Origin of the sequence: Halomonas sp. KX33721 (genome assembly GCF_001596805.1) — a bacterium.
GTDB classification, from domain to species: Bacteria; Pseudomonadota; Gammaproteobacteria; order Pseudomonadales; family Halomonadaceae; genus Vreelandella; species Vreelandella aquamarina.
Map to the genome: position 1 here is coordinate 105578 of NZ_LVIA01000020.1, position 15080 is coordinate 120657.

General features: G+C 55.6%; 11 protein-coding genes and 2 pseudogenes. 3 read left to right on the forward strand and 10 right to left on the reverse strand.

Features of this window, described 5'->3' with window-relative positions:
- Positions 1 to 50: 50 nt before the first annotated feature.
- The 8 genes from purH to ppa form a co-directional block, all read right to left on the reverse strand.
- Complete coding sequence (gene purH / locus A3220_RS08525; RefSeq protein ID WP_062374397.1) at positions 51 to 1631, reverse strand: bifunctional phosphoribosylaminoimidazolecarboxamide formyltransferase/IMP cyclohydrolase; 1581 nt, start codon at positions 1629 to 1631, stop codon at positions 51 to 53.
- Positions 1632 to 1679: 48 nt separating this feature from the next.
- Positions 1680 to 2003 (reverse strand): DNA-binding transcriptional regulator Fis, encoded by a 324-nt coding sequence (fis, locus tag A3220_RS08530; RefSeq protein ID WP_044627999.1) that lies wholly within the window; start codon positions 2001 to 2003, stop codon positions 1680 to 1682.
- On the reverse strand, positions 2000 to 3040 hold the full coding sequence (gene dusB / locus A3220_RS08535) for a tRNA dihydrouridine synthase DusB (RefSeq protein ID WP_074210642.1): 1041 nt from the start codon (positions 3038 to 3040) through the stop codon (positions 2000 to 2002). The genes fis and dusB overlap by 4 nt, the downstream gene beginning before the upstream one ends.
- A 98-nt stretch (positions 3041 to 3138) precedes the next feature.
- The gene (prmA, locus tag A3220_RS08540) at positions 3139 to 4050 is read right to left on the reverse strand and encodes a 50S ribosomal protein L11 methyltransferase (protein WP_062374399.1); all 912 of its coding nucleotides are present in this window, start codon (positions 4048 to 4050) and stop codon (positions 3139 to 3141) included.
- Positions 4051 to 4186: 136 nt separating this feature from the next.
- Entirely contained in the window at positions 4187 to 5527 is a 1341-nt protein-coding gene (gene accC, locus A3220_RS08545) for an acetyl-CoA carboxylase biotin carboxylase subunit (protein ID WP_044627997.1), read from the reverse strand.
- A 30-nt stretch (positions 5528 to 5557) separates the two neighbouring features.
- Complete coding sequence (gene accB, locus A3220_RS08550) at positions 5558 to 6019, reverse strand: acetyl-CoA carboxylase biotin carboxyl carrier protein (protein ID WP_044627996.1); 462 nt, start codon at positions 6017 to 6019, stop codon at positions 5558 to 5560.
- Positions 6020 to 6351: 332 nt separating this feature from the next.
- Positions 6352 to 8220, reverse strand: a complete 1869-nt coding sequence (dsbD, locus tag A3220_RS08555) for a protein-disulfide reductase DsbD (RefSeq protein ID WP_252860440.1) — start codon at positions 8218 to 8220, stop codon at positions 6352 to 6354.
- Between the two features lie 182 nt (positions 8221 to 8402).
- On the reverse strand, positions 8403 to 8933 hold the full coding sequence (gene ppa / locus A3220_RS08560; protein ID WP_044627994.1) for an inorganic diphosphatase: 531 nt from the start codon (positions 8931 to 8933) through the stop codon (positions 8403 to 8405).
- 350 nt (positions 8934 to 9283) lie between these two features.
- Here ppa and A3220_RS08565 point away from each other — a divergent pair.
- A pseudogene (locus A3220_RS08565) lies at positions 9284 to 11000 on the forward strand (protein kinase).
- A 108-nt stretch (positions 11001 to 11108) separates the two neighbouring features.
- On the opposite strand, the gene A3220_RS08570 reads toward A3220_RS08565, so the two are convergent.
- Positions 11109 to 12368: a 6-phosphofructokinase gene (locus A3220_RS08570; RefSeq protein WP_044627992.1), complete on the reverse strand. Its 1260-nt coding sequence runs from the start codon at positions 12366 to 12368 to the stop codon at positions 11109 to 11111.
- A gap of 212 nt (positions 12369 to 12580) precedes the next feature.
- Positions 12581 to 13252: a ribonuclease T gene (gene rnt / locus A3220_RS08580; protein ID WP_044627990.1), complete on the reverse strand. Its 672-nt coding sequence runs from the start codon at positions 13250 to 13252 to the stop codon at positions 12581 to 12583.
- Between the two features lie 212 nt (positions 13253 to 13464).
- Here rnt and A3220_RS08585 point away from each other — a divergent pair.
- Together A3220_RS08585 and A3220_RS08590 are read left to right on the forward strand one after the other, a co-directional pair.
- A pseudogene (locus A3220_RS08585) lies at positions 13465 to 14683 on the forward strand (argininosuccinate synthase).
- 47 nt (positions 14684 to 14730) lie between these two features.
- Positions 14731 to 15063 carry an HlyU family transcriptional regulator gene (locus tag A3220_RS08590; RefSeq protein WP_062374404.1) on the forward strand — a complete coding sequence of 111 codons (333 nt, stop codon included), beginning with the start codon at positions 14731 to 14733 and terminating at the stop codon, positions 15061 to 15063.
- Positions 15064 to 15080: the final 17 nt, after the last annotated feature.

The following is a 15080-nucleotide window of genomic DNA, read 5'->3' on the forward strand; positions in this document are numbered from 1 at the left end:
TCACTTGAAGCAAGTGAGGGCTTTTGTTAATGCAGGAGGCTATCCTCTGATTAGTGGCGGAAGTGGCGCATGCCGGTAAATACCATGGCAATGCCTGCTTCGTTAGCGGCATCAATCACTTCCTGGTCGCGCATGGAGCCGCCAGGCTGGATAACCGCCGTAATGCCCGCTGCTGCGGCGGCATCGATGCCGTCTCGGAAGGGGAAGAAGGCGTCAGAAGCCATCACTGAACCAGGAACGGAAAGCCCTTCATCTGCCGCTTTAATGCCGGCAATTTTAGCCGAGTAAACCCGGCTCATTTGGCCTGCGCCTACGCCAATCGTTTGGCCTGCTTTGGCGTAAACAATCGCATTGGATTTCACGAACTTTGCTACTCGCCATGCAAAGGCAAGGTCGCGCAGTTCTTCTTCAGACGGAGCGCGTTCGCTTACCACGGTAAGCTCATCTTCAGTGACCATGCCTTGATCACGATCTTGTACCAGCAGGCCGCCATTCACGCGTTTGAAGTCAAACGCAGGCTGCGCCGTACCGGGCCAATGAGCGCTTACGTCCAGTAGGCGCACGTTCTGCTTCTCGGCCACAATGACGGCTGCGTCGTCGCTGACCCCTGGAGCGATAATGACTTCGACAAACTGGCGGTCAATAATCGCGCGTGCAGTCTTGGCATCCAGCGGTACATTGAAGGCGGTAATGCCGCCAAAGGCGCTGGTCGGGTCGGTCGCGAAAGCTTTCTCGTAAGCTTCCAGAGCCGTTGCGCCCACGGCAACGCCGCAAGGGTTGGCGTGCTTGACGATGACACAGGCGGTATTCTCAAAGGCTTTTACGCACTCAAACGCCGCGTCAGTGTCAGCCACGTTATTGAAAGAGAGCGGTTTGCCTTGAAGCGTTTTGGCCGTAGCAACGCTTGGCTCGCTGGCGGCGGGGTCCACATAGAAAGCCGCTTTCTGATGCGGGTTTTCACCGTAACGCATGTCCTGCTTTTTATGCAGCTGCAGGTTGAAGGTGCGGGCAAAGGTGGCGTCTTCGCTGGCTACCTGACGGCCAAGATAGTCGGCGATGGCGCCGTCGTAACCAGCGGTATGCTCAAACGCTTTAACGGCTAGATCAAAACGGGTGGCGGCGCTCACTTGGCCAGAGTGGTCATTAAGTTCGCTCAGTACCCGGTCGTAGTCGCTGGCGTTAACCACAATCGTAGTATACGCGTGGTTTTTGGCGCAGGCACGTACCATGGTGGGGCCACCGATATCGATATTCTCGATGGCGTCTTCCAGCGTGCAGTCTGGCTTGGCGACCGTGGCGGCAAAGGGGTAAAGATTCACCACCACCATGTCGATTGGTGAGATGTCATTCTCCGCCATGACAGCGTCGTCCTGGCCGCGGCGTGCCAAAATGCCGCCGTGAATTTTTGGATGCAGTGTTTTAACGCGTCCATCCATAATCTCTGGAAAACCGGTGTGCTCAGATACTTCCTTAACCGCAATACTGTTCTCTTGCAGTAAGCGGAAGGTGCCGCCAGTGGATAGCAGCTCGACGCCATGTTCGGCGAGGCCGCGGGCAAACTCTACGATGCCAGTTTTATCGGATACGCTCAGCAGGGCGCGGCGAACGGGGGTAGCGGTACTATCGGCCATAAGGGTGCTCATCGTGTGCAGGTCGGAGTTTAAAACAACAACGCCCCTTTAAGGGGCGTCACTTTCAATTAATCCATACAGCTTAAGCTTTTTGCGCAGCGTGCCACGGTTTAAACCAAGCACATCCGCCGCGCGCGTTTGGTTGCCATCGGTGTGTTCCATTACACATGCCAACAGAGGAGCTTCCACCTCTGCCATCACCATGGCATACAAATCGGTAGTTTGGCTGCCATCGAGATGTTCGAAGTAGCGGCGCATTGCCATCTCAACCGCTTCTCTTAGCGGCTGTGGCTGGGCACTGTCGGAAGGGTCTGCTAGCGTGCCAGAGAGATGGGAGGAGCGTTCGCTGGAGAGCAGGTTGCGTTCAGTCATGCCGCATGGCTTCCTTTGGCTAGCAGACGCTGAGCGGCGTCGTGGGTCATGGCGTTATTAATCCAGTCAAACTGCGCTTCAGTCGAGGCAAGGGCATTAAACTGCTGCTTGAGCGCTCGCTGTTCAGCGTCTGAAAAGCGCTGGTCGTCATTGAGATACCAGCCGACATGTTTGCGTGCGATGCGTACGCCCATGGTGTCGCCATAGAACGCATGCAGTGCCTGCAGATGCTCAAGTAGTATCTGGCAGCGCTCTGTCAAACTGGGTGGTGCTAACCGTTCACCATGAGTTAAGTAGTGGGTGATCTGTTGAAAAATCCACGGATTTCCCTGAGCGCCTCGGCCTATCATTACGGCATCTGCGCCGGTATAGCGCAACACATAGGCAGCCTTTTCGGGCGACGTGATATCGCCGTTGGCAATCACCGGGATAGCAAGGTGTGACTTAACCTCAGCAATCGTGTCGTATTCAGCCTCACCAGTATAGCGCTGTTCTCGGTGACGGCCATGGACAGCCAGAGCCTGAATGCCTGCAGACTCTGCCAGTTTGGCAATGCGCAGTGCATTGTTCGACGCAGCGCACCAGCCGGTGCGTATCTTGAGCGTGACGGGAATATCCACTGCGCTCACTACGGCATCTAAAATCTCAGCAACTAGCGCTTCATCGCGCATTAGGGCAGAGCCCGCCGCCTTGTTGCAGACCTTTTTCGCTGGGCAGCCCATGTTGATGTCGATGATTTGCGCGCCAAGCTCAGCATTAAGCCGGGCGGCCTGGGCCAGCATCTCGGCATCGCCACCGGCAATTTGCACTACCCGGGGGGCGGGCTCGCCTTGATGATCCATGCGTAGCTGAGATTTACGGGTATGCCATAGCGAAGGGTCAGCGGTCACCATTTCACCCACTACCCAGCCCGCCCCTAGCCGACGGCAGAGCTGACGAAACGGGCGGTCGGTGACGCCCGCCATGGGGGCCAGCATTACCGGGTTAGGCAGTTGGTAAGGCCCAATCGCAGGTGGCGAAGTAATCATCAAGGTCATTGCGGTGCACTTTGGTAGGCATGAAATCGACGAGTAGGACGTTTCAAGGGGGCGTATGATACGCCTACTCGGCAAGGGATTGAAGGCCAATTCCGATTTTATGCGGGGCGGTGACCCGTCAAACGCACCCAGCCTTCGCGCACGGTGGGTTCATCCATATAAAGCCCTTGGGCTTCGTAGGCCTCCAGCACGTCTGAGGCTTGATTGGCCAGTATGCCGGATAGTGCAATGTGACCACCGGGCGCTACGTGGCCAGCAATCATGCTAGAAAGCTCGACCAGTGGTCCTGCCAGAATATTGGCCGTGACGATGGGGTAGGAGCCGCCTTTGAGTTGCTCAGGGTAGTAGAGCGCAAGCTGCGCCGCGCCAATAGCATTACGCTCCGCGTTTTCGCGGCTGGCTTGTAGCGCTTGTGGGTCAATATCCGTGCCGTCTGCATGGGTCGCGCCTAACTTCAGCGCCGCAATGGCGAGGATGCCTGACCCACAGCCTACATCCAGTATGGCTTTGCCCTGCAGTTCATTGCGCACAGCTAATCCGTCGAGCCACTCAAGGCAGAGCGCCGTTGTGGGGTGCGTGCCAGTTCCAAACGCCAAGCCTGGGTCAAGAATCAAGTTCACTGCGCCTGCTTCGGGCGGCTCATGCCAACTAGGAACAATCCATAGCCGTTCACCCATGCGCAGAGGGGTGAAATCATCCATCCACTCCCGCTCCCAGTCACGGTCCGCCAGCAGCTCGTATTCAATGGTCGGGCACGGCTCACCGGGCACTTGTTCGGCCCAGGTGGCTTCGATGCGGCTGAGCATCTCATCGATGCCATCAAGGTCATCGTAGAGACCCGTTAAAATGGTGTCTTGCCATAGTGGGGTCGTGCCGCGCTCGGGCTCAAAGACGGGATCGTCGTGGGCGTCCTGTAGGCCAATGGCCGTCGCGCCCTCCTCGAGCAGCAGCTCTTCGAGAAGGTCGGCTTGTTCGGGGGCGACGTGTGCTTTTAATTGCAGCCAGGGCATCGGGGGTCTCCACGGCGTTTAGAGGATAAAGGAACAAGCGAAATTGCGATATAACTAGGACAAAACAGCAGCGGGGTGGCGATGGCCACCCCGCAGAAACACCCGCCAAGCGGCAGGCGTAGTAGCAACCTATGGCTTAGCTGCTTAGTTTCTTTTCCAGGTAGTGAATATTGACACCACCCTGGCGGAAGTAGCTATCCCGCACCAGATCTTTCTGAAGGTCGATATTGGTCTTGATGCCTTCGACCAGCAGCTCATCGAGCGCGTTGCGCATGCGCGTTAAGGCAATCTCGCGGTCAGCGCCCCAGGTAATCAATTTACCAATCAGGGAGTCGTAGTGCGGCGGAACGGTATAGCCGGTGTAAAGGTGGGAGTCCATTCGAACGCCTAAGCCACCGGGTGCGTGGAACAGTGTGACTTTGCCAGGAGAGGGCATAAAGGTACGCGAATCTTCGGCATTGATACGGCACTCAAAGGAGTGACCGTTCAGCTTTACGTCTTCCTGGCGAATTGAGAGCGGCATGCCTGAAGCAATACGCAGCTGCTCTTTAACGATATCCACGCCCGTGACCATTTCTGTCACCGGGTGCTCTACCTGTACGCGGGTGTTCATTTCGATGAAGAAGAACTCACCGTCTTCGTATAGGAACTCGAACGTACCCGCACCGCGGTAGTTAATCTCGATGCACGCCTGGCGGCAGGCTTCGAGCACTTTCGCGCGGGCTTCCGGATCAATGCCGGGGGCCGGTGCTTCTTCGAGTACTTTCTGGTGGCGGCGCTGTAGCGAGCAGTCGCGGTCATACAGGTGAATAGCATTGCCCTGGCCATCAGCCAGCACCTGAACTTCTACATGGCGAGGCTTCTCGAGAAACTTCTCCATATAAACCGTGCCATCGCCAAAAGCGGCATGGGCTTCGGTGCGGGTAACGGTAATGGCGGAGAGTAGGTGGCCTTCGGTATGCACAACACGCATGCCGCGTCCACCACCACCGGCAGCCGCCTTAATGATGACTGGGTAGCCAATGCGACGTGCAGTGGCCAGGTTGGTGGCGTCATCATCACCTAGCGGGCCGTCGGAACCGGGTACTGTCGGTACGCCAGCGACCTTCATGGCTTCAATCGCGCTGACTTTATCGCCCATCAGGCGAATGGTTTCAGCGCGTGGGCCAATAAAAGTGAAGCCCGAACGCTCCACTTGCTCGGCAAAGTTGGCGTTCTCAGATAGGAAGCCATAGCCGGGATGAATGGCGCTTGAGTCAGTCACTTCAGCCGCGCTGATCAGCGCAGGGATGTTTAAGTACGATTGCGCCGAAGAGGCAGGGCCAATACAGACGGCTTCATCGGCAAGACGAACGTGCATCAGTTCGCGGTCTGCTTTGGAGTGAACCGCAACAGTTTTAATCCCTAGCTCTTTACATGCGCGTAAGATACGAAGGGCTATCTCGCCGCGGTTCGCGATAAGTACCTTGTCCAGCATGGGAGAATCCACCCGTGTTGATATGAAAGATTAAGCGAGGACGATCATCGGTTGATCAAATTCCACCGGCTCGCCATCTTCCACTAGGATGGCCTCAACCACGCCGTCGCGGTCGGCTTCAATCTGGTTCATCATTTTCATCGCTTCAACGATACACACAGTGTCGCCTTGCTTCACTGTGTCGCCTACTTCAACGAATGCTTTCGCACCTGGTGCCGGGCTGCGATAGAAGGTGCCTACCATCGGCGAGTTAACTGCTTCACCGCGATAGTTAGCGCCTTGAGGTTCGGCATCGGCGGGGGTAGTGGCCACCGGCGCTTGAGGAGCAGCAGGCGCGGGCTGCGCGTACTGAGGCATCGGTTGCGGCTGCCACGCAGTGCCGTTGGGGTGACGGCTGATACGAACCGATTCTTCACCTTCCTGAATTTCGATTTCACTGATGTTGGACTCTTCCAGCAGCTCAATCAGTTTTTTAACTTTGCGAATATCCATTCGTATAGCCCCAAAAGTTGATCAAAGTAACACGTCGTCACAGGAGAGATATGCCTGCTAGGCGCGGCGCTTTTAAGTGCAGTAAACCAAATTTAAAAATGAAGAGAACGCAGCACGATGGCGAACGTTAACCCAGACTCAGTGCTAAAAGATGGGTTTTTTAGCAAATATGGCTGTGGAGTTTGCCGAAAAAGTCACCCACTGTCCAGTAGCCGCGGTAATGTGTGTGATATTTGCGACTTAAACAACTGTTTGACGACGATCGCGACACGGCAGCTTAAAAATGTGTTCAAAGCCGGTTGCACTGTCGCAACCGACCATGAGTTCATCTTTTATCCCTGCTGCCAGCGCTTGAACGAGTCGAGATGCTGAATGAGGTCTTGAGCAGTCACTTCGCCCTGAATGCGAGCTTCGCGCACTTCCTTGCCCTGGCTAAAGAGTAGCAGGCTGGGCGGGCCAAAAAGGTTGAAATGATTGAGCAGTTCGCGACTTTGTGCATTGGTCTCTGTCACATCGACCGCGATTAGTTGAAAATCGTTCAATGCAGCGGCGACTTGAGGATCAGGATAGACCTCTCGCTCCATCAGTTTGCAGGAGATACACCACTCTGCCGTGAAGTGGGCAAACACGGGCTGCCCCGCTTGAGAGGCTTGCTCCAGCTCAGACTGTAGTGCGCTGAGACTGTCGACTTCTTCAAAGATTGGAGTGGTAGCGGCTTCCCCTGTACTAGAAGTGGTCACCGATAGCGGTCGTAATGGATTGCTGCCTCCTTGGGCGGCGCCCAACACGAGTGCTACCCCCCAGGCCAACAGCATTAACCCCGCCGTTTGCCGGGCTTTTGCCCAGCCGTGAGAGGGCGATGTATTCAGTGCGCCAAGGGTAAGGGCACTGCCGATTGCTAGGGCCGCCCACAGCAGAAGAGAGATTGATGGCGCAATTAAACGCTCAATCATCCAAATCGCTATACCTAATAACAACAGCCCGAAAGCAATTTTAACGCCATTCATCCAGCCGCCAGAGCGGGGTAGCAGCGTTGCGCCGAAGGTGCCCACAAGCAATAAAGGGAGCCCCATGCCAAGTCCAAGCGCAAACAGCACTGCGCCACCCATAATGGCGTCCCCAGTGGAAGAGATAAATACCAAGGCGCCCGCTAGCGGAGCCGTTACGCAGGGAGACACCACTAGCACTGACAGCGCACCCGCCACCGCCAAGCCCAGTGGGCCGCTGCGCTGGGCGCGGGCTTGCCAAGAGTCTATTTTGCTGGCGATTCGCGGTGACATGCGAAGGTCAAAGGCGCCAAACATTGCCAAAGCGAACAGGGTAAACAGAATGGCAAAAGTAATTAAAACGGGGGCGGACTGTAAATGTGCCTGGAGGTTGAGCCCCGCACCAAATAGCCCCATTAGCACGCCCACCAAGGCATAGGTAATGGCCATGCCGAGTACATAGCTGGCTGACAGGACAAAAGCGCGGGGCTTGGTGGGGTTCTGGCCAACCACGATGGACGACAGAATGGGAATCATAGGCAGCACACAGGGCGTAAAGGTGAGCCCAATACCCACGAGGAAAAAGAGCCCTAAGGCGAGCGGTAGGCTGGTATCACTAATCAGCGCGCTGAATTTGCTATCTTCACTTTGCGGGGCGGAGAAGCCAGCGTTCTCGCCCGATTGAGTCGCTGCGCTGCTTGGGGTAGGTTCACCCGTGCTTGTTTGATTTGGAGAGCTTTGTTCGCTCTCATACTGCCAGTTGGCAAACGTGCTGGGCGGTGACGTTTCTGCGGCTTCAAGGGTGATACGCTCAGGTGGGTAGCATAACCCCGCATCGGCGCATCCCTGAAAGGTCAGCTCGATACTGATTGGCCCGCTATAAGGGGCGCTCAGCGGAACATCAAAAACGAGCTGATCGCGAAAAACGTACACATCCCCCATAAATTGATCGGTGGTGAATGAGCCCTGTGGAATGATGGGGTCTTCTAAGTCGACCGATGCCTGCTGGCTCGTGACGTCAAGCTGGTGGCGGTACAAATAGTACTCATCGGCAATATCGACCCCGATGCTGAGCGTATCACCATCGTGCCAAGCGCTGGGCTGGAAGGCTTCCATTACCGGCAGGAAGTCGCTCTGATTGCTAGAAGAGAACCACTGCCCGTGGGCCAATAAAGGTAGCCAGCACAACAAAAAAAATAGGCTAAAACGTTGCATGAGTAACACGGAGTATCCTTACGCGTTGGTAACAGGTTGGGTGCAAAGAGGCAGGATAGCGCACCTGTTGAGATTAGCGCATTTACTGCGGTGACGTGACGCGGTGCTTCATGCTCCGTTAATGTAAACGCAAAAGGCCGCTTCTCTAAAGGCGGCCTTTGCAATCAGTGTCGTGACGCTAATTACGCTTTTTTGTAAGCTGCGGCCGACTTTTCAATGGCCTTGCGAGCGGCTTCAACGCCTTCCCAAGACTCAACTTTGACCCACTTGCCTTTTTCGAGGTCTTTGTAGTTCTCGAAGAAGTGAGCAATTTGCTGGCGCAGCAGTTCGGGGAGGTCAGTCACTTCCTGCACGTCATCATACAGCGTTGAGAGTTTCGGGTGCGGCACGCATACCAGCTTGGCGTCTTCGCCGGCTTCGTCGGTCATGTTCAGAATGCCCACCGGACGCGCGCGAATGATGCTGCCAGGCGCTACCGGATGAGGGGTCACTACCAGCGCGTCTAGCGGGTCACCGTCGTCGGCCAGCGTGTGCGGGATAAAGCCGTAGTTGGCCGGGTAGAACATGGGCGTGGCCATGAAACGGTCAACGAGGAGGGCACCCATATCTTTGTCGATTTCATACTTAATCGGCGCGTGGTTAGCAGGAATTTCGATCGCCACGTAGATATCGTTGGGCAGATCCTTTCCAGCGGGGATGTTATCAAAGTTCATCGTTGGTTCCTTGGCTTGGCTTTTCTTACCTATTGCAGAGCGCAGTAGCTAAGCAGTTGATGCATTGCATTAATGGTGAAGAATTATACGAACATGGTCGATAGATTACCAATGCGACATAGGTGTTTAGCGGCGTGGATGTTGAAGTTCATTGCGATTTAAGGGGATGTCTCATATTAGTCGGCTTGATGCACTTCCAGGCAGTCACGCGCCATGAGTAGGGTTTTTGTACCGTTCGCGACGTTTGGTGGGCATCGTTTCACTGTGCCAGCGTGTATGATAGCCCTGTGTGGTTGTGATGTTGGTGAAATGGTAGTTGCGATGGTGAGTCGTAAGCCTAGGAGGATGAGTTGGCGCACGCCCAGTTGCTAATTAGTTATGGTCAAGCGTTTGTTGCCCCGGAGCGGCGGCAGCACCGCAGCTCAATGTCGGTGCGCCTGCCGGAAGCACCGCTGTTAAAAGTGAAGGGCGGCTGTGCGGTGATTAGTGACTCGATTTCCCGCAATACCATGGCCAAGCAGGCGGGAGATTTGAGCGTGCGCGGGTTTCTTGCGGATTACTACTCGACGCCTGAACACTGGGATACCAAAACCTCGGCTACCCGTGTGCTGCGTGCTCTTAATAGTTGGTGCTACAGCCAGAGCCAGCATGTTAAAGAGGGTGGCTTTGTTTCCTCACTCTCCGCGATGGTGTTTTTGGGCCGCGAAGGGCATCTGTTCCATATGGGCGATACGCTGGTATTTCGCTTACGTGGTGCCGAGTTTGAGCAGCTCACTCGTGACCATGTGACCGACGTAGGCGGCTATCGTTATCCCTCCCGCGCTTTGGGGATGGATGGCAGCGTCGACATCGACTACACCCATCTAGCGCTTAAACAGGGCGACCTGTTCGTATTCACTACCCAGGCGGTGCGCGGCACGCTGATGCCGTCGGACTACGTGCGGCTTATTCGCCAAGACGCCAGCGATTTGGATGCCGCCTGCGAGCGTTTGGCCAGTGAGGCAAAACAGCGCGCTCAGGAGCGCGGTTACGGCGGTGATCAGTTCTGCTTCCAACTATTGCGCATTGATGAGCTACCCGAAGAAGAAACCGACCATCCTGGCATGCTCTACGGTGATCTGCCAATCCCCCCTGAATTAGCTCCTGGCGAGCGCCTTGATGGGTTAGAGGTTCAGGCCGTGCTGTCACGAAACGCCCAATCTCGCGTTTACCGAGTCCGTGATGTGCATAGCGATCGCGTGATGGTGATGAAAGCGCCCAGCCCGGAACTTTCGCTGCGTAACGCCTATTTAGAGCATTTTTTTGCTGCAGCAGTGGGTGGTAGAGCGGGTGAATTCACCCTTTGTAGTGAAAGTCATGGAGCCCTCGCGCCCACGTCGCTATCTCTACTACCTCATGCAGAACGTGGAAGGTGAGACCTTGCGCCAATGGGCCGAGCGCCACCCGCAAGCGAGCCTCGTCCAACGTCTCGATATTGCCAATCAGTTAGGCAAGGCAGTTCAAGCGCTGCATCACCGCGATATTATCCATCAGCAGGTTATGCCAGATAACGTGCTGATTGATCAGCATGGAAAGGTAGTGCTGGCGGATTTTAGCGCCTGCCACATGCGTGAAGTGGATGGCCATCGTCACTCAGGCGAACTGCTTCGCCAAATCGGCTTTAATGAGCACACGGCGCCAGAGTACGCCCTGGGCGACAGTGTGGGGCGACGCAGCGATCAGTACTCGCTGGCATCCACGGTTTATTGGCTGTTAACCGGAGAGCTGCCCTATACCTTGACGCCGAATAAGCTGCGCTGTCATACCGATTTAGAAGAGCTCAGCTACCGTAGCGCCCGTACCACCAACCCGGAGATTACCCCCGCGTTGGATGAAGCGCTGCGCCGAGCGCTGGACCCACAGCGGCCGCTGCGCTTTAGGCGCATGTCGGAGTTTCTTCACGCGCTACGTATCCCGTTAGGACGGATGCCTCAGCGAGAAGAGCCGCGGACGGAGTCCCGGCGCTTTTGGCAAGGCGTAGCGGGCATTTTGCTTTTGCTATTGGTGCTTTCCTGGCTGCTGCGTTAGGAAAGCGTCCAGTAGTCCACTCTATTCAGGACGGGACAATCAATTAAGAAGGGGCGATGACTGGTCATCGCCCCTTCTTCTAGGCCAGCGTTTCAGCCAGCCGAGAAGTTACAGTGTGAATTTAGGCAGCTTCTGCTCCACTTTCGCCAGCTTGAGCTTGGCGACTTTAGGCAGGCCATTCTCGAACGGCGGGAAGTCTTCGCCTTGGATCAGCGGCGAGAGGTAGTCTCGGCATGCTTGAGTAATGCCAAAGCCGTTCTCGCTGATGAAATCGCGAGGCATGAATTTCTCTTGGTTGGCAATTTGCGACAGCGGCGCAGAAATCACATCCCACTGGTAGGGGGTTTGTGAAATACGGCGGATCGCCGGCATCATGGAGTTCTTGCCTGCCAGTGCCAGCGTCACCGCTTCACGGCCCACTGCGTAGGCTTGCTCAACGTCGGTTTTTGATGCTAAGTGGCGAGCCGCACGCTGTAGGTAGTCGGCCACGGCCCAGTGGTATTTGTAGCCTAAATCTTGCTTGATCATACCGGCCAGAGTGGGCGCAACGCCGCCTAGCTGGCGGTGACCGAAAGCATCGGTGTTACCCGCATCTGCCAGGAAGGTGCCGTCTTCGTAGCGCGCGCCTTCGGATACGACGATCACGCAGTAGCCGTACTTCTTAACGCTCTCATCCACTCGTGCCATGACCGCTTTACGGTTAAAGGACACTTCCGGAAAGATAATCAGGTGTGGCGGCTCGCCTTCACCTTCGCCTGCCAGTCCGCCTGCGGCGGCAATCCAGCCCGCATGGCGGCCCATCACTTCCAGCACGAACACTTTGGTGGACGTGGCGCACATGGAGGCGATATCCAGCGATGCTTCACGGGTAGACGTGGCAATGTACTTTGCGACGCTGCCAAAACCGGGGCTGTTGTCGGTAATGGGCAGGTCATTGTCGACGGTTTTAGGAACATGAATCGCGGTCAGCGGGTAACCAAGCTTTTCTGAAAGCTGTGAGACCTTTAGGCAGGTGTCGGCGCTGTCACCGCCACCGTTGTAGAAAAAATAGCGGATATCGTGCGCTTTGAAGACTTCGATCAGGCGCTCGTACTGGGCGCGGTGGGTATCAATATCCTTCAACTTGTAGCGGCACGAACCGAACGCACCGCCAGGCGTATGACGAAGTGCCGCAATGGCATCATCACTCTCTTGGGTGACATCGATCAGGTCTTCCGTCAGCGCACCAATAATGCCGTTATGGCCGGCATACACCTTGCCGATTTGGTCGGGGGCTTGCCGGCAAGCTTCGATAACGCCGCAGGCGCTGGCATTTATGACGGCGGTAACGCCACCGGACTGGGCGTAAAAGGCATTATGCTGGGCCATGGAAACGTCTCATCTCCTGAAAACGGGTGGTTTCATCGTTATTGACGGCAAGCGTTCGCTCCCTTGCTTGCCGATGCTTCACAGGCGCACTGAAAGTCGCCCTGTGAACCAAGCGCTCTTAATTGACACAAAGTTTAGCGTAAAGCTATTTCTGCTGCATTACATGCTGTTTCAAACCCGCCGCTGCGGGGATTTTTAGCTGCCTGCGCGGATTACTCATCGCTACCGTCCAGCGCTTGTTCACGCTGGGCTAGTCGCCAGCCGCCCAAATCTTTATAGCGGTTAACCATTGCGCAAAACAGCTCAGCCGTGCGCTCGGTATCGTAACGCGCGGAGTGGGCTGCTTTGTTATCAAACTCAATGCCTGCCGCACGGCATGCTCTGGCCAGCACAGTTTGACCATACACAAACCCGGCGAGCGTCGCCGTATCAAAGCTTGAGAAGGGGTGAAACGGATTGCGTTTGATGTTGCAGCGGTTGGCTGCGGCATTCAGAAAGCCGTGGTCGAAAGCGGCATTGTGGCCGACGAGGATCGCTCGCGAGCAGCCGTGAGCTTTTAACGACTTGCGAATGGGGCGAAAGATTTCGCCCAGCGCCTCGGATTCGCTAAGCGCCACTTGGCGACGCAGCGGGTCATCCAGATTAATCCCTGTGAAGTCTAACGCCGACTGCTCGACGTTGGCGCCCTCAAAGGGGTGGATGTGATACGCATAGGTCGCGTCAGGCAGTAAATTACCGTCCGGGTCCATGGTGAGGGTGACAGCTGCAATTTCCAATACGGCGTCCGTTTGGGCATTAAACCCACCCGTCTCCAAATCAATGACAACCGGTAAATAACTGCGAAAACGCTGGGCCATCAATTCGCGGGCAATTGCCTCGCTCATGCAGCTCTCCTTAGTAAAGCGAGTAGTCGGTCAGAATCAGCGGCGAGTGTTTGCCGCTATGGTTGGGTGATTCTAGCAGCTTTACCCCTAAGGCGTCGTTGACGGTATTCGCTGAGCATTGAGAACGCTATACTGACGGTTTGAATAAACAGGTAGCGCTGGCTTAAGGGCGCTACCCTTTCTAGTGAACTGCTTTTTACAAGGAGCAAAGAATGTCCGATGTCAAAAAGGTTGTGCTGGCATATTCAGGCGGCCTGGACACATCCGTAATCGTTAAGTGGTTGCAAGAGACCTACAACTGCGAGGTAGTGACCTTTACTGCCGACATCGGTCAAGGTGAAGAAGTCGAGCCTGCTCGTGCCAAAGCGCAAGCGCTAGGCGTAAAAGAGATTTACATCGAAGACCTGCGCGAAGAGTTCGTACGCGACTACGTCTTCCCGATGTTCCGTGCGAACACTATTTATGAAGGTGAGTACCTGCTGGGCACCTCTATTGCTCGCCCGCTGATCGCCAAGCGCTTAATCGAAATTGCCAACGAGACCGGCGCAGACGCCATTTCTCACGGCGCAACGGGTAAAGGTAACGACCAGGTGCGTTTTGAGCTGGGCGCTACGCGCTTAAGCCGGGCGTAAAGTCATCGCGCCATGGCGCGAGTGGGATCTTACTTCCCGCGAAAAGCTGATGGCTTACTGTGAAGAGCACAATATTCCGGTGGATTTCTCCAACAAGAAGAAGAAATCTCCCTACTCCATGGATGCTAACCTGCTGCACATCTCCTACGAAGGCGGCATTCTGGAAGATCCTTGGGCCGAAGCCGAAGAAGACATGTGGCGTTGGAGCGTTTCTCCTGAAGCCGCGCCAGAGCAGCCGACTTACGTTGAGCTGACGTACGAGAAAGGCGACATCGTTGCGATTGACGGCGAAGCGCTGAAGGCACATGAAGTGCTGGAGAAACTCAACAAGCTGGGTGGCGATAACGGCATTGGCCGCCTGGATATCGTTGAGAACCGCTATGTGGGCATGAAGTCGCGTGGCTGCTATGAAACGCCGGGAGGCACGATCATGCTGCGCGCTCACCGCGCGATCGAGTCACTGACGTTAGACCGTGAAGAGGCTCACCTGAAAGATCAGCTGATGCCCAAGTACGCCGAAGTGATCTACAACGGCTACTGGTGGAGCCCTGAGCGCCGCATGCTGCAAGCTGCTATTGACGAGACGCAGAAAAATGTCTCGGGTGTTGTACGCATGAAGCTCTACAAAGGTAACGCTACGGTAGTCGGTCGTAAATCTGAGCAGTCGCTGTTTGATGAGTCTATCGCAACGTTTGAAGACGATGCGGGCGCTTACAATCAGAAAGATGCCGAAGGCTTTATCAAGCTGAATGCGCTGCGTCTTCGTATTGCCGCGGGCAAAGGTCGTCAGCAGAGCTAACGTTCGTGGCCAGCCTCAGGGCTGGCCACTGCGTAACAGGAGCCGTTATGTTTAAGAAGTTGCTTTCAGGCTTATTTGGATCGCAAGGCAGTAGTGACGCGAGTGTTGGCACCAAAGCGGCTGAATCGGTGGAGTATAAAGAGTATTTAATTATCTCCCAGCCTGATAACCAAAGCGGCCAATACCGCGTGAGCGGCTGGATACGCAAACCCGATAGCCAAGGTGGCGCGCAAGAGCACCGGTTTGAGCGTTCTGATATGGTGCCGGGTCGTGAGGCTTGTGATGCGCTAATGGTGTCAAAAGCGCAGCGCTATATCGATGAAGTGGGGGATGCCATGTTCGAGCCCGACCCCCGCCGCGATAGCAGCACGGCTAGCTAATTATGGGCGTCCATTAG

Bases quoted from the DNA above. Each gene is read 5' to 3' on its own strand.
- fis (WP_044627999.1), bottom strand. From the start codon at position 2,003: ATGACTGAACGCAACCTGCTCTCCAGCGAACGCTCCTCCCATCTCTCT.
- purH (WP_062374397.1), bottom strand. From the start codon at position 1,631: ATGGCCGATAGTACCGCTACCCCCGTTCGCCGCGCCCTGCTGAGCGTA.
- A3220_RS08570 (WP_044627992.1), bottom strand. From the start codon at position 12,368: ATGGCCCAGCATAATGCCTTTTACGCCCAGTCCGGTGGCGTTACCGCC.
- ppa (WP_044627994.1), bottom strand. From the start codon at position 8,933: ATGAACTTTGATAACATCCCCGCTGGAAAGGATCTGCCCAACGATATC.
- dsbD (WP_252860440.1), bottom strand. From the start codon at position 8,220: ATGCAACGTTTTAGCCTATTTTTTTTGTTGTGCTGGCTACCTTTATTG.
- prmA (WP_062374399.1), bottom strand. From the start codon at position 4,050: ATGCCCTGGCTGCAATTAAAAGCACACGTCGCCCCCGAACAAGCCGAC.
- A3220_RS08590 (WP_062374404.1), top strand. From the start codon at position 14,731: ATGTTTAAGAAGTTGCTTTCAGGCTTATTTGGATCGCAAGGCAGTAGT.
- accC (WP_044627997.1), bottom strand. From the start codon at position 5,527: ATGCTGGACAAGGTACTTATCGCGAACCGCGGCGAGATAGCCCTTCGT.
- accB (WP_044627996.1), bottom strand. From the start codon at position 6,019: ATGGATATTCGCAAAGTTAAAAAACTGATTGAGCTGCTGGAAGAGTCC.
- dusB (WP_074210642.1), bottom strand. From the start codon at position 3,040: ATGACCTTGATGATTACTTCGCCACCTGCGATTGGGCCTTACCAACTG.
- rnt (WP_044627990.1), bottom strand. From the start codon at position 13,252: ATGAGCGAGGCAATTGCCCGCGAATTGATGGCCCAGCGTTTTCGCAGT.